This window comes from Candidatus Spongiihabitans sp. (genome assembly GCF_965247905.1).
Taxonomy (GTDB): domain Bacteria; phylum Pseudomonadota; class Gammaproteobacteria; order Arenicellales; family Poriferihabitantaceae; genus Spongiihabitans.
On the sequence record NZ_OZ252047.1, the window covers coordinates 114054 to 136318 of the forward strand.

General features: G+C 50.4%; 24 protein-coding genes and 1 pseudogene. 18 read left to right on the plus strand and 7 right to left on the minus strand.

Translation table 11 applies throughout. From position 1 onward, the window contains the following. Positions 1-33: 33 nt before the first annotated feature. The 3 genes from ACP158_RS00685 to ACP158_RS00695 are packed head-to-tail and all read left to right on the plus strand — an operon-like array spanning position 34 to position 5126. Positions 34-3063 (plus strand): type ISP restriction/modification enzyme, encoded by a 3030-nt coding sequence (locus tag ACP158_RS00685; protein WP_424947089.1) that lies wholly within the window; start codon positions 34-36, stop codon positions 3061-3063. A gap of 55 nt (positions 3064-3118) precedes the next feature. Beyond that, positions 3119-4375 (plus strand): three-Cys-motif partner protein TcmP, encoded by a 1257-nt coding sequence (locus tag ACP158_RS00690; protein ID WP_424947090.1) that lies wholly within the window; start codon positions 3119-3121, stop codon positions 4373-4375. 4 nt (positions 4376-4379) lie between these two features. Then, positions 4380-5126, plus strand: a complete 747-nt coding sequence (locus tag ACP158_RS00695) for a phage Gp37/Gp68 family protein (RefSeq protein WP_424947091.1) — start codon at positions 4380-4382, stop codon at positions 5124-5126. Between the two features lie 151 nt (positions 5127-5277). On the opposite strand, the gene ACP158_RS00700 is transcribed toward ACP158_RS00695, so the two are convergent. Beyond that, positions 5278-6258, minus strand: coding sequence for an SDH family Clp fold serine proteinase (locus tag ACP158_RS00700; RefSeq protein WP_424947092.1), 981 nt, complete (start codon positions 6256-6258; stop codon positions 5278-5280). 2 nt (positions 6259-6260) lie between these two features. Then, positions 6261-6443, minus strand: a complete 183-nt coding sequence (locus tag ACP158_RS00705) for a hypothetical protein (protein WP_424947093.1) — start codon at positions 6441-6443, stop codon at positions 6261-6263. Between the two features lie 269 nt (positions 6444-6712). On the opposite strand from ACP158_RS00705, the gene aroC reads away from it, so the two are divergent. The 9 genes from aroC (at position 6713) to ACP158_RS00750 (ending at position 14880) form a co-directional block, all read left to right on the plus strand. After that, complete coding sequence (aroC, locus tag ACP158_RS00710; protein ID WP_424947094.1) at positions 6713-7798, plus strand: chorismate synthase; 1086 nt, start codon at positions 6713-6715, stop codon at positions 7796-7798. Between the two features lie 707 nt (positions 7799-8505). After that, the gene (gene leuC / locus ACP158_RS00715) at positions 8506-9921 is read left to right on the plus strand and encodes a 3-isopropylmalate dehydratase large subunit (protein ID WP_424947095.1); all 1416 of its coding nucleotides are present in this window, start codon (positions 8506-8508) and stop codon (positions 9919-9921) included. Positions 9922-9923: 2 nt separating this feature from the next. Further along, positions 9924-10562: a 3-isopropylmalate dehydratase small subunit gene (gene leuD / locus ACP158_RS00720; protein WP_424947096.1), complete on the plus strand. Its 639-nt coding sequence runs from the start codon at positions 9924-9926 to the stop codon at positions 10560-10562. A gap of 13 nt (positions 10563-10575) precedes the next feature. Beyond that, on the plus strand, positions 10576-11094 hold the full coding sequence (locus tag ACP158_RS00725; protein WP_424947097.1) for a glycosyltransferase: 519 nt from the start codon (positions 10576-10578) through the stop codon (positions 11092-11094). 49 nt (positions 11095-11143) lie between these two features. Next, complete coding sequence (locus tag ACP158_RS00730) at positions 11144-11554, plus strand: hypothetical protein (protein WP_424947098.1); 411 nt, start codon at positions 11144-11146, stop codon at positions 11552-11554. A 213-nt stretch (positions 11555-11767) separates the two neighbouring features. Next, the gene (locus ACP158_RS00735) at positions 11768-12238 is read left to right on the plus strand and encodes a hypothetical protein (protein WP_424947099.1); all 471 of its coding nucleotides are present in this window, start codon (positions 11768-11770) and stop codon (positions 12236-12238) included. Continuing rightward, positions 12231-13205: a glycosyltransferase family 2 protein gene (locus ACP158_RS00740; protein WP_424947100.1), complete on the plus strand. Its 975-nt coding sequence runs from the start codon at positions 12231-12233 to the stop codon at positions 13203-13205. Before ACP158_RS00735 ends, ACP158_RS00740 begins: the two co-directional genes overlap by 8 nt. Further along, complete coding sequence (locus ACP158_RS00745) at positions 13202-14167, plus strand: hypothetical protein (RefSeq protein WP_424947101.1); 966 nt, start codon at positions 13202-13204, stop codon at positions 14165-14167. The genes ACP158_RS00740 and ACP158_RS00745 overlap by 4 nt, the downstream gene beginning before the upstream one ends. 194 nt (positions 14168-14361) lie before the next feature. Further along, positions 14362-14880: an FkbM family methyltransferase gene (locus tag ACP158_RS00750; protein WP_424947102.1), complete on the plus strand. Its 519-nt coding sequence runs from the start codon at positions 14362-14364 to the stop codon at positions 14878-14880. 24 nt (positions 14881-14904) lie between these two features. Here ACP158_RS00750 and ACP158_RS00755 read toward each other — a convergent pair whose 3' ends face one another. After that, entirely contained in the window at positions 14905-15528 is a 624-nt protein-coding gene (locus ACP158_RS00755; protein ID WP_424947103.1) for a YrbL family protein, read from the minus strand. 412 nt (positions 15529-15940) lie between these two features. After that, complete coding sequence (locus ACP158_RS00760) at positions 15941-16207, minus strand: hypothetical protein (protein ID WP_424947104.1); 267 nt, start codon at positions 16205-16207, stop codon at positions 15941-15943. A 324-nt stretch (positions 16208-16531) separates the two neighbouring features. Here ACP158_RS00760 and ACP158_RS00765 point away from each other — a divergent pair, with 324 nt between their 5' ends. From ACP158_RS00765 to ACP158_RS00780, 4 genes and pseudogenes are all read left to right on the plus strand, one after another. Beyond that, positions 16532-16810: a type II toxin-antitoxin system RelE/ParE family toxin gene (locus ACP158_RS00765; RefSeq protein ID WP_424947105.1), complete on the plus strand. Its 279-nt coding sequence runs from the start codon at positions 16532-16534 to the stop codon at positions 16808-16810. Between the two features lie 8 nt (positions 16811-16818). After that, positions 16819-17136 (plus strand): HigA family addiction module antitoxin, encoded by a 318-nt coding sequence (locus ACP158_RS00770; RefSeq protein WP_424947106.1) that lies wholly within the window; start codon positions 16819-16821, stop codon positions 17134-17136. A 137-nt stretch (positions 17137-17273) separates the two neighbouring features. Beyond that, positions 17274-17508: pseudogene (locus ACP158_RS00775) on the plus strand (TAXI family TRAP transporter solute-binding subunit); the annotation flags it as partial. A gap of 70 nt (positions 17509-17578) precedes the next feature. Continuing rightward, positions 17579-17923 (plus strand): hypothetical protein, encoded by a 345-nt coding sequence (locus ACP158_RS00780; protein WP_424947107.1) that lies wholly within the window; start codon positions 17579-17581, stop codon positions 17921-17923. Positions 17924-18003: 80 nt separating this feature from the next. Here the strand turns inward: ACP158_RS00780 and trpA are convergent, their stop codons facing one another. Together trpA and trpB are read right to left on the minus strand one after the other, a co-directional pair. Then, a complete protein-coding gene (trpA, locus tag ACP158_RS00785; RefSeq protein ID WP_424947108.1) occupies positions 18004-18864 on the minus strand; it encodes a tryptophan synthase subunit alpha in 861 nt (286 codons plus the stop codon). 38 nt (positions 18865-18902) lie between these two features. After that, on the minus strand, positions 18903-20135 hold the full coding sequence (gene trpB, locus ACP158_RS00790) for a tryptophan synthase subunit beta (protein ID WP_424948375.1): 1233 nt from the start codon (positions 20133-20135) through the stop codon (positions 18903-18905). A gap of 615 nt (positions 20136-20750) precedes the next feature. On the opposite strand from trpB, the gene ACP158_RS00795 reads away from it, so the two are divergent. Together ACP158_RS00795 and ACP158_RS00800 are read left to right on the plus strand one after the other, a co-directional pair. Next, positions 20751-21704, plus strand: coding sequence for a multicopper oxidase domain-containing protein (locus ACP158_RS00795; RefSeq protein ID WP_424947109.1), 954 nt, complete (start codon positions 20751-20753; stop codon positions 21702-21704). Positions 21705-21741: 37 nt separating this feature from the next. Continuing rightward, the gene (locus tag ACP158_RS00800; RefSeq protein ID WP_424947110.1) at positions 21742-21948 is read left to right on the plus strand and encodes a multicopper oxidase domain-containing protein; all 207 of its coding nucleotides are present in this window, start codon (positions 21742-21744) and stop codon (positions 21946-21948) included. Here ACP158_RS00800 and ACP158_RS00805 read toward each other — a convergent pair. Beyond that, a complete protein-coding gene (locus ACP158_RS00805; protein WP_424947111.1) occupies positions 21936-22094 on the minus strand; it encodes a hypothetical protein in 159 nt (52 codons plus the stop codon). The genes ACP158_RS00800 and ACP158_RS00805 overlap by 13 nt on opposite strands. Positions 22095-22265 lie beyond the last annotated feature (171 nt).

A 22265-nucleotide genomic window follows, 5' to 3' on the forward strand; every position in this document is an offset into this window, starting at 1 on the left:
ACACCGGGGCGATAGAAGGTTACAATCCACGCCATGCACTGGATCGCAACCTACACCCACAACATCGCCACCATCGCCGCAGGGGGAGATGCCACCGAGTTTTCCTACCGAACCGACATAGAAAATATGCTGAAAGCAGCGACGGCGGAGTTTGGCGTTGCCGCCGACATTCTGCAGGAGCCGAGCCGCATCAAAAACAGCGGCGCGCCGGATTTTCGTATCAGTGCCAAAGGCGGCGGTGTTATCGGCTATGTGGAATGTAAAAACCCCGGCGAAAATCTCAGCAAACTGCTCGGCAAGGCGCAACTGGAAAAATACCGCGCCCTGTCCGACAACATTTTACTCACCGATTCCTGGCGATGGTATTGGTTGCGCGACGGCAAAAAAATAGAAGACGCCACCCTGACGGAAAAACCAAACACAAAAACAAAAACCGATTTCGTCAACCTGTTGCGCGCCTTCATGGAAGTGGAAGCGGAGAAAATCGGCGACGCCAAACGACTAGCATCGGCACTGGCAAGACGTTGCGCGCTATTGCGCGAAGGATTGGAAGCGCATGGCAATGACGACCCGTCCAAATCCAGCCTGCACGGTTTGCTAAAAGCATTCCAAACCGCTCTGGACACCGAACTCAGTTTTGACAAATTCGCCGATGCCTTCGCGCAAACGTTGGTCTACAGCCTGCTGCTTGCCAAACTCAAGGCGCCCGCCGGAGACAAACTCGACCTGTATAACATCAACAAATACATCCCCGCCAACTTCGCCGTCATCCGCGAAATCACCGTCTTTTTACAGGGATTACACGACTCCGAATATGAACACATCCGCTGGGTGGTGGACGACATTCTGGCGGCGGTCAACAACATGGACGCGGCGGCGGTATCGGAAACCATGTCCTACCGCAACGGTGGCAAAGGTTTTGACGACTCCGATGATCCCTACATCTATTTTTATGAAAACTTTCTCGCCGCCTACGATGCCAAATTGCGCGAACGGCGCGGCGTCTATTACACCCCGCCGCCGGTGGTTAAATTCATCGTGCGCGCGGTGGATGATTTGTTGCGCCGTGATTTTGGTTTATCGGGCGGCATCGCTGAAACCAATGCCGTAACCGCGCTGGATTTTGCCGCCGGCACCGGCACTTTTATGCTGGAAATGATTCGCAAAGTGCTGTCAGACACACCGCCGGCACGGCGCGATATGTTGACCCGTGGACACATTCTGAAAAACTTTTATGGCTTTGAACTGCTGATGGCGCCTTACGCCATCGCGCACTTAAAATTATCGCAGTTTCTGGCGGATAACGGTGTGCCGCTCAAACATGACGAGCGCATCAATGTTTTCTTAACCAACACGCTGGAGCGCATTGGCAAACAGGTGGAGTTGCCGATGATGCCGAAACTGGCGGAGGAGGTGAATCGCGCACAAAAAATAAAGGACGCACCAGTGTTGGTGATTACCGGTAATCCGCCGTATTCGGTTGCATCACAAAACAAGGGGGAATGGATTATTGATTTAATCAATTCATATAAACAGATTAACGGCGAAAAATTGAAAGAACAAAACCTCAAAGTTCTTCTTGACGACTATGTAAAATTCTTCCGCTTCGCGCAATGGAAAATGGAAAACGTGGAACGTGGCATCGTTGCTATCATCACCAACCACGGATTTTTGGATAACCCGACTTTTCGCGGTATGCGAAAAAGCCTACTTGATACTTTTGACGCATTGTATTTTCTTGACCTGCACGGTAATGCCAACAAAAAAGAAACCGCACCGGACGGTGGCAAGGATGAAAATGTGTTTGATATCCGCCAGGGCGTGGCGATTAGCATTTTGGTGAAAAATCCAAACGCAAAACAAAAGGGTGTTTTTCATGCTGATTTTTATGGCAAGCGCGATGAAAAATATAAAGATTGTTTAGAAAACGATATAGCCACCACACCATGGAAACAGGTAACACCCACTGCGCCGTTTTATTTATTTATTCCGCGCGATAATAAAGCCGCGAAAAAATATGAAAAATTTTACTCTGTTAAAGATATATTCATCACACAGAGCACCGGCATAAAATCTCACCGCGATCATTTTGCTTTTGCTTTTGATGCCGATGAAATCAAACCGCGCATTAATCATTTAATAGATAAAAAAATCAGCACGGAAAGTTTGCGCGAGAAATACAATTTGAAAGATACAGGGGATTGGAGTTTGGAATCTGCTCGCACCGCGCTCCGATATGAACATTCTTTCAATCAATTTCTAAAACCTTGCTTATACCGTCCATTTGACACTCGCTGGTGTTACTACGGAAAGGAAACGATGGAGCGTCCTCGCCCAGAAGTTATGCGTCACATGCTGGCGGGTCGTAATGTCGCTCTTTCTGTGTCACGAAGTGCCACCGGACAATCTTCTTGGCAAGACGCTTTTGTGGTAGATAAAATCGCGGAATTTGGCATTATGTCTACTCGCCCTGGGAATTCTGCACCAATCTTTCCACTCTACCGCTATGACACGGCGGTCGGACAAACCACCCGCAACGAAAACTTGAACCCGGAGTTTCGGAGATGGATTGATGACCGCTACGCCATCGCCCATTCACCCGAAGACATTCTCGGCTGCATCTACGCCATCCTCCATTCCCCCGACTACCGCAAACGCTATGCCGATTTTTTGCGTAGCGATTTCCCGCGCATTCCGTTCCCCGATGACAACGATGAATTCAAACGCCTCGCCGACATCGGCGGAGAACTCATCAAAGCCCACTTATTGCGCGACCACTGCGCCGGCGATTTGGCGCAACACGCCGGCACCGGCACCTCGCATAAAGTGGAAAAAATCCGCTACGACGAAACAGCCGAGCGACTATATTTCAACCAAGACGAATACTTCGCGCCCATCCCGCCGCAAGTTTTCAACTTCCAAATCGGCGGCTACCAACCCCTGGACAAATACCTGAAATCCCGCAAAGACCGAACCCTCACCCTGCCCGAAACCGAAACCATACAAAAAACCGCCAACGCCATCGCATTCACAATTGAAAAAATGCGCGAGATTGATCAATAAAATAAAAAACCATCCGGCTGTGTTAGTATCATGATATTTCCAAAGGAATCGTAGTATGGCTTCGTCCAACAGATATGACTGGAAAAACGGCCCTCCCATACTGGAAAATCACAGCAGGTGTAAACACGATATTATCAGAGAATATCTGATTCAATATATGTGCGTGGTGACAAAAGGGTCTTTGCGCTATAGAAATAAAGAATTCAACTTGACCATCGTTGATGGCTTTGCTGGTGGCGGGAAGTATCTCTACGAAAATCGTGAGGTGGATGGCTCTCCTCTAATTCTTTTGCAAGCCGTCAAAGAGGCAACTATGTTGATTAATAGTGAGCGTCAAGGATTAGGGCAGGACGCTCTTACCATTAACGTTGACTTTTTCTTTGTGGAAAAAGATAAGGCGACGGCTAAGTATTTGGATAATACGTTAATAAAAGAGGGGTATAAAAATGGGAAAGTCCAAGTCATGCACGGCCAGTTTGGTTCTTGCCTGCCGCAAATAATTGAGTGCATTAAAACAAAAAGTCGCGGCAAGCGCGGTAGGGCGCTTTTTATACTTGACCAGTATGGCTATAGCAAAGTGCTACTTGGTCAAGTAATGAACATAATGCAATCGGCAAAATCCGAAATCATCCTCACATTTGCAGTAGGTTCACTTTTGGCTTACCTATGCGATAAATCAGAATCGACCCTGATGAAGATAGGTCTCACAGATACAGATATTGCACAAATTCGGCATAAAGATAACCGAGATAATCCGAACAAATGTAGGAGTGTCATCCAACATGTTCTGTCCAAACAATTTTTGGAAATGGGGTATTTTTATACACCATTTTGCATTTATGGCGATACAAGTGGTTGGGGATATTGGTTGGTGCATCTGTCTTCCCATTACAGGGCGAGAGATGAAATGATGAAAATTCACTGGAATAAAGGCAATGAAATGGTGCATTATGGTAAAGAAGGTTTGGATATGTTTGGCTATCGGTCAAAACAAGACGAAAAGCACACGAGACAACTCTCGATTGGATTCGCTTTTCGTTTTGACCAGCTGGCTAAAGAAAAAGTTCGAACAGCCCTGCACAGCGAAATTCCCGAGTTGATTCACCAAAAAGGTTCAATGGCATACCGTGACTTGCTCAATGAAATATTTAATCACACACCTGCGAATCGGGAAATAATCAATCAAGTGTTGTGGAAGGGGGTAGAAAACAAAGAATTTAACATTCCACGGAGAGAAGTCAAAAATATTAAGGACGACGATGTCATAACTGTCTCTCGCCAAAAATCAATATTCCCCATGAGGCGTAAGTGAAAGCATGTCCAAAATTGAATGGACAGAGGCAACCTGGAATCCGGTCACTGGCTGCACCAAGGTCTCCGCCGGTTGCAAGCATTGCTATGCCGAAACTCTGTCGCGTCGGTTGCATGCAATGGGCGTCAACGGATATGAAAACGGCTTCGTGGTTTCAACTCATTCTGAACGGTTGGACATTCCCTTGCGACGCAAAAAACCGACTATGTGGTTTGTCAATTCCATGTCGGATATGTTTCACCCTCAGGTGGAGTTTGCATTTGTGGATGAGGTTATGCGCGTCATTAGCCAGACACCACAACATACTTATCAAATTCTGACCAAGCGGCCCGGGAGAATGCGGCGATATTTCAGCAATCGTGAAGCACCGCCGAATACCTGGTTGGGCACATCGGTTGAAAACAAGAAGCACGGCGTACCCCGCATTGACGAATTGCGCGAAATAAAAGCCAAGGTACGCTTTTTGTCGGTCGAGCCGCTGTTAGAAGACATTGGCAAAATCAAACTCAAAGACATCCACTGGGTTATCGTCGGTGGCGAAAGTGGCAAGGGTGCCCGTCCGATGCAGGAAGCCTGGGTGGATAATATTAAAAAACAATGCAGCGACGCCAAAGTGAAGTTCTTCTTCAAGCAATGGGGCGCATGGGGAAAGGACGGCGTCAAGCGTAGTAAAAAGGCAAACGGTCGAACATATAAGGGCAGGCACTGGGACCAAATGCCCGCAAGGCTCAAGTCGGTCGGCGGCTACTAACCCCTGGACAAATACCTCAAATCCCGCAAAGACCAAACCCTCACCCTGCCCGAAACCGAAACCATACAAAAACCGCCAATGCCATCGCCTTCACAATTGAAAAAATGTGCAGGACTGATCTATAAATCAATCTTACTTGCTGGCAATATGCTTATTTACGTCTACGATGTCGCGCTGGTTGGGCCGATTGAGCAGGCGGTGGCACCGGGGAGGCTTGAAGAATAACCTGCTGAACACTTTTCGACCACATCTTCCCGTTATGGTTGACTATAAATTTGGACGATGGTGTTTGTTCAAAAATGATAGTCATTGCGTGATAAGCCGAAAGAACTGCCTCCTGCAATTGCTGATTATCCTCCAGTGGAATTACATTCACGCCTAATTGCTGTAAGTCTTCTATGCCCATTCGTTGACCGTGTGCATAGACGTTTTCAGAATCAGCATTTACATGGTCAGCAACTTTATCGGCTTTTTTCTTAGGGTCACTCTCCAACCGAAACATTCTTTTTTGTAACCATTTGGATACCAGACTTTGGCTGTATCCAAGTGCTTTCTCTGCCTCAATAATCAGTGATGGCCCCATGGATTGCAGTATGGGAGCCCAAAGATGGGCGAGCGTTACATCACTTTGAATATCGCTTTTAGCACGATTAAACGCATCCTGTATGGCTCTGGCAGAATGTTGTTTGTTCTGAATGACAATTTGTGGGTCTGTTGGGCCGAGTTGGCTTTGCTTGCCCAAGACGATAGCGTCGCACGCCAAACTAATCATACTTCCCCCAGACATCGCCAAATAAGGAACCACGGCTGTAATACGATCAAACTTCTGGTGCAAGTATGCTACGATGCTTTCCACTGCATGAATGTCGCCCCCAGGTGTGTGCACAATCAGTACCAATCCCTTAGTACAATCTAATCCGTGAAAGGCATTCATAAAACCATTGACATCTTCCCGTGTGATTGATGTCGCCGATTCCGTTGGTTTTTGCAAAAACCCAGAAGCGTAATAAACAACATTGCTGTCATCGTGCAGCTTGCTAATTTTAGTAAGTTCATCAATCAAGCAGTGCTGAATAAATAAAGGATCCTTAGATTCCGTTAGCTTATTTACTAACTCGGTCCAATCTGCCATGTCTATATTGTCAAAGTAACAACATTAGTAGTAAGCGGATTCTCGCTACTTGGGGGCGCATACTGCGGTTCCGGTTGGGGTTGGAAAACCGGCAATTTGTATATTTGACTAACTTCCATATATTGTTCATATAGTTCTTTAGCACTCTCTATCTCAATCAGATATTCGGCTAAATCTGCGGTCATGGTATTAACCTCGTGCGATGCAGGTGAATATGGGGTATGTGGCACGTAAGCGGCACACAATGATGTGTATATATACACTTACTTTACTGATATGGCAACCGAATCCAAGGTCCACCACCTTTGGCTCTCCTTCTGCATCGGAGTGCCAAAGGTATCTGAACCTATACAGCGTCAATGAACACTTGTGTCAAGTTTTGTTTCCCACGGTATGCCCGCGATATAATGTAGTGCGCTACAATCGCCGCACAAACTCGCGATGATTTAACTTTATGTCTGGCAACAGTTTCGGGAAATTATTTACCCTGACCACTTTCGGCGAGAGCCACGGCGCGGCCCTGGGCGGCGTTGTTGATGGCTGCCCGCCGGGGCTGGCGTTGTGCGCCGCGGACTTGCAGGTCGATCTGGATCGGCGCAAGCCGGGCAAGTCAAAATATACCAGCCAGCGCAAGGAAAGCGACCAAGTGGAAATTCTGTCTGGTGTTTTTGAAGGCAAGACCACCGGCACGCCCATCGGCTTGTTGATTCGAAACCAAGACCAGCGCGCGCGCGATTACGACAAAATCAAGGATCGATTTCGTCCCGGCCACGCCGATTTCACCTATGCCAAAAAGTATGGATTTCGTGACTACCGCGGCGGCGGGCGTTCCTCTGCGCGCGAGACGACCATGCGGGTGGCGGCCGGCGGCATTGCAAAAAAGTATTTGAGCGCGCACTACGGGGTGGAGATTCGAGGTTGCGTCTGCCAAATCGGCGATATAAAAATTGACCTTAAAAACTGGGATGAAGTGAACCAAAATCCGTTTTTCGTCGCCGACAAAGAGGCGGTGGGCAAACTGGAGGCGTTAATCATGCAAACCCGAAAAGCCGGGGATTCGATTGGCGCGGGCATATTGGTTGAAGCGTCGGGATTGCCGATTGGCTGGGGCGAGCCGGTGTTTGACCGGCTGGACGCCGATATCGCCAAGGCGATGATCAGCATCAACGCGGCCAAGGGGGTGGAGATCGGCGCGGGCTTCGCCGCCATCGCCCAGCGCGGCTCTGAACATCGCGACGAAATCAGCGCGCAGGGATTCAAGTCCAATAACGCCGGCGGCGTACTCGGCGGAATTTCCAGCGGACAGGATATTCGGGTCAAGGTCGCGTTCAAGCCGACCTCGAGTATTCAGGTTCCTGGAGACACGGTCAACCTGAACAACGAGCCGGTTGAAGTGGTCACCACCGGACGGCACGACCCCTGCGTCGGCATCCGCGCCGTGCCCATCGCCGAGGCGATGCTGGCATTGGTGTTGATGGATCATGCTTTGAGGGATCGCGCCCAGAATCCGCGCGGCAACAAAAATACGCTGATCGACTGAGCTATTTTTAATGGCAGGCGCAACCGCAAAGGAATTATAACCTTAACTTCACAGAGCGATATCGCTGGAGTTTCAATGCGCTGCCGTGGCGGCAGCCACCGTCCCGCGAATCCAATGCCGTCATTTCCGCCCTCCGGACCGTCATTATCGGGCTTGACCCGATAATCCAGTGAAAAAACCCTGCGGCGCAAGCCGCTGACATTACACGGCGGCGGGGTTGGCGCTCGCTCTGGGCTTATGGTTTTGGCAGATTTTTGCTCCCAGCAAAATCTGCACTCCTGCCATCGGCTTTGGCTTCCTGCGTCGCTTACCTTTGCCATCCATAGCTTCGTCCCTGGCGGCCGTGTCCCGCTACGCGGGCCTGCCCTCGCGGAAGCGCGGGACGCATAGTTAACTGGATTCCAACTTTCGTTGGAATGACGGGGTTGTTCGGAATGGTGGCAGCATTCGCGGAGCCTGCCCTCGCGAAAACGGGGGAATGACGGTGAAGGGGCAGTCTGGATTTCCGCCCTCCGGACCGTCATTATCGGGCTTGACCCGATAATCCAGTGAAAAAACCCTGCGGCGCAAGCCGCTGACATTATTCAGCGAGGTTGGTGCGCGCAGTCAAGGATATCATCCCCCCCCAAAGAAAATGACATACGGCGACATGCGTCACGATTTGGCGTATGGTATTATTGTCGTTTCCCATAATCCGTTACCTGACAATGCATCCACAAACGCTCTACGATAAACTTTGGCAGCAGCATGTTGTGCATGACCAGAAAGATGGCCAGGACGATGGCGTCACGCTCATTTATATTGACCGCCATTTGGTGCATGAGGTGACCTCGCCCCAGGCCTTTGCCGGCTTGCACTTGGCCAAACGCAAACCCTGGCGTATCGACTCGATGATTGCGGTGCCGGATCATAATGTGCCGACCACGGTGGACAATTCTGAAATTGATGATCCGATATCCCGGCTTCAGGTGACGACATTGGCTCAGCACTGCCGGCATTTCGGTATCACCGAATTTGCCATGTCCGATCCCAGACAGGGCATTGTTCATGTTATCGGGCCGGAGCAAGGGGCCACATTGCCGGGCATGACCATTGTGTGCGGCGATTCCCACACCTCCACCCACGGCGCATTCGGCGCGTTGGCTTTCGGTATTGGCACCTCCGAAGTCGAGCATGTCATGGCCACCCAATGCCTGATGCAGCGTAAATCAAAAAATATGCGAATCTGGCTGCAGGGAGAATTGCAAATCGGGGTTACCGCCAAGGATTTGGTGTTGGCAGTGATTGGCGAAATTGGCACCGCAGGCGGCAGCGGCCATGCGATTGAATTTGCCGGGCCGGCGATCGAGTCGTTAAGCATGGAAGGGAGAATGACGGTGTGCAATATGGCGATTGAAGCCGGCGCCCGCTCCGGGATGATCGCGGTTGATCAAGTTACCCTGGATTATTTGAAGGGCAGACCCTATGCGCCCAGTGGAGAATTATGGCAGCGCGCCGTGGACAGCTGGAAACAGTTGCATAGCGATAAAGGCGCAGAATTTGATCTTGAAGTAACTCTCGATGTAAGCGCGCTTCGGCCGCAGGTGACCTGGGGAACATCGCCACAGATGGTGGTTGGAATTGATGATATTGTGCCAAATCCGGCGCATGAGTCCGACCCGGTCATGCGCGCGGGAATGGAACATGCGCTGGCGTATATGGATCTTGAGCCCGGCACGCCGATAAAAAAAATCGACCTTGATCTGGTGTTTATTGGATCATGCACCAATGGCCGGATTGAAGATTTGCGCGATGCCGCAAAAGTCGCTCGCGGCCGGCAAGTTGCCAACACTATAAAGCAAGCGCTGGTTGTTCCCGGGTCCGGGTTGGTTAAGCGGCAGGCTGAGTCGGAAGGCTTGCATCAGGTATTTATCGATGCCGGGTTTGAATGGCGCAATCCGGGATGTTCGATGTGTCTGGCAATGAATGCCGACCGATTGCAACCCGGCGAGCGTTGCGCATCGACCTCGAACAGAAACTTTGAAGGTCGGCAAGGGCAAGGCGGACGCAGCCATTTGGTGTCCCCGGCGATGGCGGCGGCGGCGGCGATTGCCGGTCATTTTGCTGACCCGGGCAGGATGTAGCGATGCACAAGTTCACGATACTCGAAGGCATCGTAGCGCCCTTGGATCGCGCCAATGTGGATACCGATGCGATCATTCCGAAACAATTTCTTAAATCAATTCAGCGCACCGGGTTTGGGCCGAACTTGTTTGATGAATGGCGTTACCTGGATCATGGCGAGCCGGGCATGGATAATGCCGTCCGCCCGCTCAATCCCGACTTCGTGTTAAATTTCCCGCGTTATAAACATGCCAAAATCCTGCTTGCCAGGGAGAATTTTGGTTGTGGCTCATCGCGCGAGCATGCACCTTGGGCACTGGAAGATTACGGCTTGCGCTGTCTCATCGCGCCCAGTTTCGCCGATATTTTTTACAACAACTGCTTCAAAAACGCGATATTGCCGATTGTCTTAAATGACCAAGCGGTGGATGATTTATTTATTCAGGTGGAGCAACAGCCCGGCTATGCCGTGCGGGTGGACTTGCCAAACCAAATCGTAGTCTTGCCCAATCAGGCGACGATTGCTTTTGATCTCGATGCTTTTCGAAAACATGCGTTATTGAATGGTCTGGACGAAATTGGATTGACCCTGGGAAAAACGGAAATGATCAAGCGCTATGAACAACAACGCAAGGTCGAAGCGCCTTGGCTGTTTGGTTAATGGCGGTTTGGTCATGAGTAACCATGCCGCTCTTTCACGCACGGAAAAACTGGTGGCGCACGCCGACATCCTGATCGCGATTCCAACCTGCATGCGTCCGAGACGATTGGCGCGATGTTTGGCATCAATGGCTACATTGAAGCTGCCGCCCAACAAACGAGTTGATTTGCTCGTCGCTGATAATGATTTCAGCATGAGCGCGCGCGCGATGGTCGAAAACTTTTCACTTCAATCGCCATTCAATATTTATTATACGGTCGCACAAGAGCGCGGGCTTTGTCATGTCCGAAATCATATTTTTGATACGGCGGTCATGATGAATACGGATTATGTCGCGACTTGCGATGATGATAACGCGGTATCGCCGGAGTGGTTGACGGAACTTTATTCGGCGTTAATTTCCGAGCAAGCGGACTCATGCGAGGGCGTGGAAATCAACGACGCTGAAATTAAAAGCCGCGCTATCACCCCCCCCCCCCCCCCCCCAGAATCCGTCAAAGATCCGCCAAGTCGATTGGCATTCCACATCTAACATTTTAATTTCAAGCCGCATATACAAAGATTTAAATCTGCGGTTTGATTTGAAGTACAACCTCACCGGCTCCGAAGACGAGGAGTTTTTCCGCCGCGCCGGCATGAAAGGCGCAAAGATGATTCGAAACCGTTGCGCGTATGTTTATCCGCGCGGCATAGAAAAAAAAGCAACCCTGAAATGGATCGTTGTCGGAACTTACTGCCGATTCACGCAACGGGCTTACATCGCACGGCAATATAAAACCAAGTCGGTTCCGACAATCCTGCTCCAAGCGCTCGCTAGCCTCATCGGTGGCGTGATTTTGCTCCCCTTTTGTCCGTTTCATAAACGAATACGAATCAAAACATTGCGATTGCTGATTAAGCCAGTCGCATACATTCGCGGATTGTTTGGTCCGACTGATGTGAAATTATATGCGCATATCGGGGAGGGCGAAGGTGATGAAAATTGGACTTAATCCGTTGTTGCGCCTATTCGGCTACAAAATGATTAAACCCTATCAGGATTCGCTCGTTTATCAGCACGAGTATCGAGGCGGCTATAAGGAATACAAGGAAACACAAATTTTTCATAACAAAAGGAAACTCGCACTCGTTTGGGCTGATAAAAAAACGCTCGGATTGGTTGCGGATCATTTGCGACGCCATAACAAACAAAAACTTATAGCGGCTTGTGCCACGGCGCGCGCAACGGTTTTGAAGTTGCATGGTTCAACGAACAACTCCCCGGCAAAACCATCGGCACCGACATATCAGATACCGCAAACCAGTTTCCGAATATGGTGACTTGGGATTTTCACGATGAAAATCCAGAATGGGTCAACAAGTTTGATTTTATTTACACCAATTCTCTTGATCAGGCGATGAACCCGCGCAAGGCGTTAGACGCATGGAGCATGCAAATTACATCGACAGGATTAATCTACATCGAACATACCGAAGAACATGCCCCGCAATCGGCGGGCGCAATGGATCCGTTCGGAGCGCAAGCAATTTGCATGCCCTATTTATTTTTTCAATGGGGGAAAGGTCGTTATGAATTAGTTGACATTATTGAAGACCACAAAAGCAGTCACGGAAAAATTCCTGTATGGATTTTTGTATTAAAAGCAATCAAACGGCGGCAAAAAAGCGATGAATGACAACCGTCCGTCCATTTTAATCACAATCCCAACTTGTCTGCGCCCGCGGATGCTGGCGCGATGCTTGGAGTCAATGGCGGTCATGGAACTGCCGCCAACGGCGGCGGTTTCGTTATTGGTCGCGGACAACGATGCCAAGGAAAGCGCGCGCACGACGGTTGCCCGCTTTGCCAAAGTCGCGCCGTTCCCGGTCGCTTATACGGTCGCCGTCGATCGCGGGCTATGCCGGATAAGAAATCATATTTTCGATTACGCGGCTGAACATCGGGCTGATTACATCGCAACCTGCGATGACGATAACGTGGTAACGCCGAATTGGTTGAACGAACTGTATGGCGTTTTGACCGAGCAACAAACCGACACGTGCAGCGGCGTGGTTATCGAGGCGCCGAATGGAATACCGGCGAAGCGAGCAAAACGCGCGCAACCACCGGGCAATATTAAATGGGAAAAATCACATTCAACCTCAAACTTGCTTATTTCAAGCAAAATTTATGAAAAATTGGGGTTGCGGTTTGATTTGCGATTCAACTTCTCGGGCGCGGAAGATATTGAACTATTCGATAGAGCATACCAAGCGGGCGCAAGACTGATTAGAAATCGAAACGCGGTTGTGTATCACATAACGAATGAATCACGCCAATCCATGAAATACCGAATAGCGCGCATCTATAGCGGTTATGTTCAAAGTACTTATATCAGCAGATTGCGCAACAAGAAATCGGTCGCTGCAATTTTGCTCTCGGCGCTGAGCAACCTCATCGGGGGAATAATCACATTGCCGCTTTGCCCGTTTCATGTCGCAATGCGAAAACGCTGTTTGAAATCATGGATTAAACCGGTTGCTTACATTCGCGGTTTGTTTGGATGCGGCAGATCAAAAACATACATCGACATCGCGGAGGATAAATACTGCCCGCTGATTCTCGATCCCGACGCCCGTCACGCGCCGGGCGGCGGTAAATGAAACTCCCCATTATTCAATCGGTATGGGTTGGCAATCCGCTGTCGCGACTGGAGCAATTATGCGTAAAGTCATTCCTCGATCACGGGCATGAGTTTCATCTTTACACCTACGATGAAGTCGGAAACATACCGCTCGGCGCGACCATTAAAGATGCCAATAAAATTGTCCCGAGAGATGAAATCTTCACTTATAAAGGCGGGAGTTTTGCCGGTTTTGGCAATCTGTTCAGATATGCCTTGCTGTCGAAAAAAGGAAATTTTTGGGTTGATATGGATGTTGTTTGCATCAAGCCGCTCGCCTTTGACGAAAAAATAGTTTTTGCCGCTTCGATTGATTCGGGTTACGAGTGCTCGGTTCTGGCTTTTCCTAAAGGGCATGCGTTGTGCGAACAATTAGAGCAAGCGTGCCGCCATCATAATTGGGACTTCCCCTGGGATGATCTCGCCGACAAAAAACGAAAACGCAAAGCGCGCTGGCTGAAGCAACGCAAAGAGAAAACCGCCTTCGGAAAAATTGGCGGACCCGTTGTGTTCTCAAAGGCGGTCGATTATTACAAACTGCAATCGCACGCCAAGCCGTTCATGTATTTCTACCCGCTGCATTATCCAATCGGCGAGCATTATTTCACCGACAAGTTTCACGAAGGCATTCGGCTGTATCACGACACCCACGCCGTTCACCTATGGAACGAACACATCCGCCGAACACCCGGATTCGACAAAAACGCGCGTTTTGACAAGCACTCTTTATTCGAGCAGTTGGCAAAAAAGCACGGCATAGAACCCGCGCCGAACGCGCCGCGCATAAAAAGCGCCGAATTAATTGCGCTGGTTAAGGCGCACAACAGCGAGGGCGCGAAAAGAAAACGGCGGCAACGGAAAATACTGCTGGCGTTGGCGCTGGCGGTGGTTTTTGGGATGGTTGCTGGGCAATATCTCGTAGGATTCTCAGGATTTGAATAATGAAAACTTGCATCATAAAACTCAGAAAGAAATGGCGGGTTCTATGGAATGTACAAGAGGTCACATACTATGGCGTAAAAATTTGCACCGCGAAAGACAAAGTTCCGAGTCTGGTTCGCTTAGGATTGTTTAAGGGTGATTATGAAAAATCCGAATGTGAGTTTGTTAATCGAGCGGTTACGCACGACTGCAGAGTGTTAGAGATCGGTGCAGGCATCGGTCTTGTGGGGATTATTGCCGCCAAAATATGCGGACCAGAAAATGTATTTTGTTACGAGGCAAATCCAGAATTAAAACCGATGATTCATCACAATTATCGTCTTAATGGATTCACGCCAAATGTAACCATGTGTGCGGTCAGTTCGGATGGGCGAAAACTCACATTCTACAAAAATGACAATGTTGTTTCATCAAGCATCTATGACCGCGGATTACAAACCAATCAAACATCAATCGAATCGCTTGCCATAAACACCTTAATTGAACGCCACTCGCCACAAGTAATTATTATGGATGTCGAGGGAGCGGAAGCCGAACTTCTGCCATCCGCGAATCTGTCAAAAGTAGACTCACTTGTCATTGAAATGCATCCGCAAGTCATCGGTGATAAAGCGGTTGCTGGACTGACGGCGACACTGAAAGAAAAAGGATTCGACCTGATTGACGCAACAGGCAATGTTTATTTTTATAGCATTGGGAATAAGGAAAAATAGCACTAAACTAAAATCGACCATTAACTAAACAAGCCAAACCTCGGAATCGCGAAGAATTTCCTGTAAAACGCCATTGCGTCGCCACCGCACCGACATCGACCGAATCAATCGTCGCCATTTTCGGTTTGCTTTATAGCCGGCAAGATGTTTGTTCAGACTGAACACGGAAACAAACTCATTTGCCCCGAGGCTGTCGATTGAAAACAAACGGCCGGTTCCTTTTGTCGCGCCAAGCGCGTAGACATTATTCGGTAAATGACTGCTGGGTCCTATGATTCGGTTGTCGATAAAATAACGACGATAGGCGCGCAAGTTGCCGAGGATGCTTTGGTAATGGGTTTCGGTGAATTCGCTCGAATGAAAATAATCCGTAATCGGCCTTGCGACCGCGCCGCCATCATCGCGGATTAAATCGAAGACATAGCCGCGGCCGAAGTTGGTGTCAATACAGCCATGAAATCGTGTCATCATGTCAAACGGCGCGGCGCGCTGTTCAAGCCACCGGTAATACTTTATCTGCGCGGAAGTTTTGCGCTTCCGCGCATAGTGTCCTTGCACATAATCAATCTTGACGCACAAATCCGCGTTGTCGGGATGACGATAAACTTCGCGCACATCGCCCTTGCTGATCAGATCGGTGAGAATCATCACAAAGTCGTGAATTGAATTAAATCAGACGGTGAATAATAGCACATTGACTTTCTCGAAGCGGCGGCAGCCCCCGTCCTGCGAATCCAAAATGCTGTTATTCCTGCCCTTACACCCCTGTCGTCATTCCAACGAAAGCATGTCCTCGTGAAAACGGGGGTTGGAATCCAGTCAATCGTAAAGATAAGGGGACACAAACGTTAATTATTAAGGTTCAAGATACTTTAAGGTATAGTGAAATGGTCATACCTAATTGTTCTATAAATGAAAAACAAGGATGTCATTCGTTGCCGAATTTCCGAGAAGAAATTCAGGGCGATTCCACGGCTGTTTCGCCTTGATATCGAGGCTTGCAAAGTCGCACAAATCACTGGCATCTCTGGCCCGGCGACCAGCCGATTGTATATTCAAATCAGACAACGCATCGCCGGGCAATGCGAGCATATGTGTTCACTAATTCACTGCCCTGTTTTGTTCCTTTCCAGCGGTGTTTTAGCGCCGCCCTCTCGGCCGTCATTCTCGCATCGAACGGCGCGGCATCAAAGCAAAGGAGTCCGGCTGCGCCGGACGGCATATTCCACTGGATTGCCCGGCCAATAATAATATGGGCCGGGCAATGACGAATTAAGGTAATAGAGCACGTTTTAATGTCACGCTTTGCGTGACACTTATTTACCATTGCCCCCTCAAAAGGACTCATCGCCTTCCGATTCACCGTTGTCCCCCCAGCCCGTCATTCTCGCCGCAGGCGGGAATCCAGTTAAAATATGTCGTCCGGCGTAGCCGGACCCCTTTGAAAGAGTGTGAGTTTCGCTTCCATATGCGCCACGAAAATGGGTGTCAATATCTGCTAAAATCTATCCGAAATCACCGCTTAAAGTATCTTGAACCATTATTAAAATCGCCTAACTAAACACTCAAGCGGACGGGCAAAAACAGCCCGCCGTTTAGTTTTAATGTTATATGCTTTGACAACCGAGTCGTTACGCGTTACATTTCCTTCGTGATTAGAAGCTTCAGACACAAAGGGCTGGCAAAATTTTTTGAAACTGGCGATACCGCAGGTATCCAGAATCAGCATGCAAAAAGGCTTCGTTTAATTCTCGGTAGATTGCATGTGTCTATTCAGCCACAAGATATGGGTTTGCCTGGATTACGGCTTCATGCGCTTTCTGGCAAACGAGCTGGTATTTGGTCGGTTTGGGTAAGCGGCAATTGGAGGATTACATTCCGCTTTGAAAACGGGCATGCCGAGACAGTCGATTATGAAGATTACCATTAGGTGAAATTATGCAAATGTTTAATCCCCCTCATCCTGGAGAAGTACTTAAAGCGCTTTGTCTTGAACCTGTCGGTATTTCTGTTACCGCTACAGCGAAGGCTTTGGGTGTTAGTCGTAAAACACTAAGTTCTATTTTAAACGGTCGTTCAGGTGTTAGCCCAGAAATGGCTATTCGCCTATCAATTGCTTTTGATACATCCGCAGAAAGTTGGCTTAATCAACAGTTGCACTACGATTTATGGCGGGCAGAAGAGCGCCGCAGTGAGCTTAATGTTCAAAAAGTTGTTGCGTCTTTAAGTCAAACTAATCAGCGTATAACAAGTTAATCCAGCTTACGGCGTCAGCTGATTGAAGCGTTATGCGGCTGAAGAAACGAGATGAATAAGTTGTGTTTTTTGTCGAATTTGACGAATACCGACTGGGCTGCCTGGGTTCAGGCCGTTGGCTCTGTCCTAGCAATAATCGCAGCAATCCAAACGACATCAAAACCTTCGGCGTCGGCGCAACCTTCGTAACATCAACCGCGGTGGCGGAAGATGTCATCTACCAAATCGTCAAGGCGGTCTTCGATAATTTCGGAGATTTCAAAAAACTTCACCCGGCTTTCGGCGGGCTTGTCGAGTCCGAGATGATCAAAGATGTCTTGTCGGCGCCGCCGCGGCGCGGTTAAATACTACAAGGAACGCGGCTGGATGTAATCAAGCAAAACATCGGGGGGGGGCTTCGGCCCCCCCTTTGCACACAACTAACCAATTCACATAAACGACCGTGCAACCTATCAAACACCTATCGTTCTTTTTTATCCCTTTTGTTATGCTTGTGGCCTGCAGTGAAAGCGAGGGACCAACAGGCGAGGAGCTAACAAAAGCCAGCGCGTCTGTTTACAATCAAGATATTCGCAAGGCAACAACAAGCAGGGATTTATCAAAAGCAGATTTGGCTTGGCATGCTCAGAACACCTATGGGTGGGATTGTGCTGAAGTCGCATCAAAAAGGGAAAATACTTCTAGCGAGTACTTTATTATTGAGTGCGCCAGTGGAAAAAAACTCCGCGTTTATATGAGAGATGGAAAGCATCCTAAAATCACCAATGAAAGTGGCGGATACAATTGAAATGCTAATAACCACATCCATACTCATGCCCAGCATGAGTATGGATGTTTTTATAAGAAATATACAATGAAATGAATATTTTACTTATCTAGGACAGCCCTATCTATTTCAGGCTTGGTCCCCAATGCGAGTTCTGTTACAAATCCATGCAGGTTGTTCACGATCTGGTCGCTCTGCAGATTTTGCTCCAGTCCTTGTGCGATGCGTTCTATCAGTGCCGAGCCCACCACGGCGGCGTCGGCGATGGATGAAATTTTGCGCACTTGTTGTTTGGTTTTGATGCCAAAGCCGACCGCGATTGGCAATGAAGTTTGACTTCTTATCCGGCGGATGGCGGTGTTCACATCGGATGGTTGCGCCGAGCGCGTGCCGGTGATGCCGGCGATGGAAACATGATAGACGAAGCCGGAACTATTTTTCAGCACCGTCTTGAGCCGTGCGCGATGCGTGGTCGGGGTGGTCAGCCGAATCCAGTTTAAGCCGGCGGTCAGGCAAGGATGGCACAGTTCGTCGTCCTCTTCCGGTGGCAGGTCAACGATGATCAGGCCATCCACGCCGACGCTGATGGCATCGTCCAAAAACCGTTGATTGCCGTAATGATAAATCGGGTTGTAGTAGCCCATTAATACGATGGGCGTTTGCGCGTCGCGCTGGCGAAACTGCGCCACCATGTCCAAGGTTTTAACCAAAGTCATGCCGCTTTTTAGCGCGCGCAGGCTGGCGGCTTGAATGGCCGGGCCGTCGGCCATCGGGTCGGAAAATGGCATGCCCAATTCAATGATATCCGCCCCGGCCGCGGGCAAGCCGTCCAAGATTTTTTGCGCGGTGTCGGCATCGGGATCGCCGGCGGTGGTGAACGTGATTAAGCCCGCGCGCCCGGCGGATTTGAGTTGCGCGAACCGCTGCGCCAGCCGTTCGCCGCGCATGACTTTTGTCATCATAACGGCATGCTCATAACTTCAGGTTCATAACTTTACGCTCATAACTTCACGCCGAGGGCATCGGCCACGGTGAATACATCCTTGTCGCCGCGGCCACACAGGTTCATGACAATAATTTTATCCTTCGTCATCGTGGGCGCAATTTTGGCGACCTGGGCCAGCGCATGCGCCGGCTCCAAGGCGGGGATGATGCCCTCGGTGCGGCAGCACAACTGGAACGCATCCAGCGCCTCAGCATCGGTAACAGAGACATATTGCACCCGCCCGATTTCATGTAGCCACGAATGTTCGGGCCCGATGCCAGGGTAATCCAGGCCAGCAGAAATGGAATGGGCATCGCAAATCTGGCCGTCGTCATCTTGCAAAAGATAAGTGCGATTGCCATGCAATACCCCGGGCTTGCCGCCGCTCAGCGAGGCCGCGTGTTGCCCGGTATCGATGCCATGGCCAGCGGCTTCAACGCCGATGATGGCTACGGCTTCATCGTCAAGAAAGGGATGAAATAGACCGATGGCATTCGAGCCGCCGCCAATGCAAGCCAACAGGGTGTCTGGCAATCGATTTTCTTTTTCAAGAATTTGCTGCCTGGTTTCTCTGCCAATGACGCATTGAAAATCACGCACCATTTCTGGATACGGATGGGGTCCGGCTACGGTGCCTATAATATAAAAAGTATCCTCAACATTTGACACCCAATCGCGCAATGCTTCATTCATGGCATCTTTTAAGGTCGCGGTCCCGCTGGCCACCGGTATGACCTCGGCACCCAAAAGTTTCATACGAAATACATTCGGCGCCTGGCGCTTGATGTCGGTCTCGCCCATATACACCACGCACGGCAAATCGAATAAGGCGCAGACGGTCGCGGCGGCGACGCCATGCTGGCCAGCGCCGGTCTCGGCAATGATGCGCCGTTTGCCCATGCGCTTGGCCAGCAAAATTTGTCCAAGGGTGTTATTAATCTTGTGCGCGCCGGTGTGATTCAGTTCATCACGCTTGAAATAAATCTTGGCGCCGCCGAGTTCCTGGGTCAGGCGTTCGGCAAAATAAAGCGGGCTGGGCCTGCCGACGTAATCCTTGGCGTAATAATCCAACTCCTGCAGAAAATCCGCGTCATCGCGATATTTATTGTAGGTGGTTTCCAGATCGAGAATAAGCGGCATTAAGGTCTCGGCCACGAATCTGCCGCCGAAAATCCCGAAGTGCCCGCTATCGTCCGGACCGGATCGAAATGATTCTGGGCGAACTGATTCAGGCTCAAGACTGTCCATTAAGTTTTTGCTTGCGTTAGCCATGTCAAATTGTGATTAAAAACAAACACCGGATTATACAGATTCAAACCAGAAAAGACCGGCTGTACAAGAGTCTATTCCAATCCTAAAATGATACTGAACAAGGGGTTATCGTTGGGGTGGCGGGGGTGATTCTTGGGCTCAGCGAAGCCGCGCTGTTTGATGCGAGAATCCAGACGCGGCGAAGCCGCGATAAAAGGAGTTCGGCTTCGCCGAACGGTTTAATAACTGGATTGCCCGGAACAAGCCGGGCAATGACGGATTGGGATACAATGGTAAATCGGAAGGCAATACTCCTTGTGAGACGCCAAAAGTGATCGAGAAAAAACTGTCAGCGAAATAGTGAACATATACAATTGCCGAAGTTCCCCGTCCAGTCCCGTTATCTCCAGGCCCGTCATTCCCGCGCAAACGGGACACCACATGAGCGCAGGGCTGCCAGCGGACCCATGATCATTGCCGGCCACACGATGGCTTGGATTGACGCCGCCGATGGCGCGCTGTCGGCAACCCGCCCTGGCGACCTGATTTTGTCTCATATGCAGTGAACCCGGGCAATGCATGGACTTTTGAAAAAGGGGCTTTTATACTCCTATGTTCACTGGCGCCATGGCCCTGAGCAGCCTGCTGCCCAACCCGGCCTTGGCTTGCCCGCGCAGACAATCCCTCAACGTGGATAGCCGAGTGCTTGAAGTGCACGGCAAGCCGGCCAAGGTGTTTTCGCTGCTCAATCAGGGCGGCACACCCGGCCTGACACTCGATCCCGGTCAGCCCTTTAGCGTCCGTGTCTATAACCGGAGCGCCGCTTCGACCGTCATCCACTGGCATGGACAAACCCCGCCCAACGACCAGGATGGCGTGCCGGATCTGACCCAGCCACCGATTAAGCCCGGCGCTTCTTATGATTACGACTTCATGCCGCGCCCGGGCACGCACTGGATGCATTCCCACGTTGGCCTGCAGGAGCAGCGGCTTCTGGCCGCGCACAGCACCATGGACATGGACATGAACATGAACATGGAAGGCATGGCTGGAATGGAGAATATGGCCGGGATGGAGGGCATGAGCGGGATGGTCCATCTCAACGATGTCGAATACGATGCCTACCTCGCGAACGACCGCACGCTTGACGATCCGGAAGTCATCCGGGTTGAGCTGGGCGGGCGGGTGCGGGTTCGTCTCATCAACGCGGCCAGTGCGACCAACTTCACGGTTGATCTGGGTGAACTGCAAGGCCGTGCCGTGGCCGTTGACGGCAACGCCATCGCGCCCCTTGCCGCTCGGCGATTCCCCCTCGCCATCGCGCAGCGGCTTGATATCGAAATTGACCTGCCGGCTGGGAATGGCGCTTGGCCGGTCACGGCAATTCGTGAAGGCGCGGCGGCGCGCACCGGAATCGTGCTGGCCACCAGGAACGCGACGATTGCGAAACTGGCCGCCGAGGCGGACGAGCAAACCGGGCCGATAGACCCGATGTTCGAGCAACGCCTCCGACCCGCAACCCGGTCGCCCGCGCAAACCGCCGACCGGGCGAATATGTCACGCTGACGATTGGCAATCCAACCAGCATGGCGCACCCCACCCCATGCATCTGCACGGCGCGCATTTTCAGGTGCTGGCGCTCAATGGCAAACGATACGCCGGCGCCTTCCGCGATACGCTCCTGGTCCCAGCCAAAGGCATGGCGACAATCGGATTCCAAACCGATAATCCCGGTCGCTGGGCCTTTCACTGCCACAATCTTTACCACATGGCGCAAGGCATGATGACGGAGGTGCGCTATATCGCCTGAACCGCCTGTTGGAGAGAAACGGTCGGGGCTGGTCGCGATGCCTTGCCCGCCCCAATCAAACTGCAGCCAATCAAGCCATCACCGACCATCGGCAAACTCGCTGACGCTGCCACAGCGGCAACGAGTCCTTCAACGACTGTGGGCATCCCTAACCCCCCAGTCCTTTTGACTGATGGGTGACCGAAAAAATACTGAATAGATTTATATCTTGTGGCGGTCCTGGATAACTACGTCATATCATCTCTAACCCATTGTTTAAATTGATTTAATATTAGAAGTAAATAAACTGTCCAGATTTGTAACGCGCAGATTGCCCG

Excerpts from the sequence above, each read along its gene's own strand:
- ACP158_RS00690 (WP_424947090.1), top strand. The coding sequence starts at position 3,119 with ATGGCTTCGTCCAACAGATATGACTGGAAAAACGGCCCTCCCATACTG.
- ACP158_RS00800 (WP_424947110.1), top strand. The coding sequence starts at position 21,742 with ATGCATCTGCACGGCGCGCATTTTCAGGTGCTGGCGCTCAATGGCAAA.
- ACP158_RS00795 (WP_424947109.1), top strand. The coding sequence starts at position 20,751 with ATGTTCACTGGCGCCATGGCCCTGAGCAGCCTGCTGCCCAACCCGGCC.
- ACP158_RS00755 (WP_424947103.1), bottom strand. The coding sequence starts at position 15,528 with ATGATTCTCACCGATCTGATCAGCAAGGGCGATGTGCGCGAAGTTTAT.
- trpB (WP_424948375.1), bottom strand. The coding sequence starts at position 20,135 with ATGGACAGTCTTGAGCCTGAATCAGTTCGCCCAGAATCATTTCGATCC.
- ACP158_RS00770 (WP_424947106.1), top strand. The coding sequence starts at position 16,819 with ATGCAAATGTTTAATCCCCCTCATCCTGGAGAAGTACTTAAAGCGCTT.
- leuD (WP_424947096.1), top strand. The coding sequence starts at position 9,924 with ATGCACAAGTTCACGATACTCGAAGGCATCGTAGCGCCCTTGGATCGC.
- leuC (WP_424947095.1), top strand. The coding sequence starts at position 8,506 with ATGCATCCACAAACGCTCTACGATAAACTTTGGCAGCAGCATGTTGTG.
- ACP158_RS00685 (WP_424947089.1), top strand. The coding sequence starts at position 34 with ATGCACTGGATCGCAACCTACACCCACAACATCGCCACCATCGCCGCA.
- ACP158_RS00725 (WP_424947097.1), top strand. The coding sequence starts at position 10,576 with ATGAGTAACCATGCCGCTCTTTCACGCACGGAAAAACTGGTGGCGCAC.
- ACP158_RS00760 (WP_424947104.1), bottom strand. The coding sequence starts at position 16,207 with ATGGTAAATAAGTGTCACGCAAAGCGTGACATTAAAACGTGCTCTATT.
- ACP158_RS00745 (WP_424947101.1), top strand. The coding sequence starts at position 13,202 with ATGAAACTCCCCATTATTCAATCGGTATGGGTTGGCAATCCGCTGTCG.
- ACP158_RS00805 (WP_424947111.1), bottom strand. The coding sequence starts at position 22,094 with ATGCCCACAGTCGTTGAAGGACTCGTTGCCGCTGTGGCAGCGTCAGCG.
- ACP158_RS00740 (WP_424947100.1), top strand. The coding sequence starts at position 12,231 with ATGAATGACAACCGTCCGTCCATTTTAATCACAATCCCAACTTGTCTG.
- aroC (WP_424947094.1), top strand. The coding sequence starts at position 6,713 with ATGTCTGGCAACAGTTTCGGGAAATTATTTACCCTGACCACTTTCGGC.
- trpA (WP_424947108.1), bottom strand. The coding sequence starts at position 18,864 with ATGATGACAAAAGTCATGCGCGGCGAACGGCTGGCGCAGCGGTTCGCG.
- ACP158_RS00700 (WP_424947092.1), bottom strand. The coding sequence starts at position 6,258 with ATGGCAGATTGGACCGAGTTAGTAAATAAGCTAACGGAATCTAAGGAT.
- ACP158_RS00695 (WP_424947091.1), top strand. The coding sequence starts at position 4,380 with ATGTCCAAAATTGAATGGACAGAGGCAACCTGGAATCCGGTCACTGGC.
- ACP158_RS00705 (WP_424947093.1), bottom strand. The coding sequence starts at position 6,443 with ATGACCGCAGATTTAGCCGAATATCTGATTGAGATAGAGAGTGCTAAA.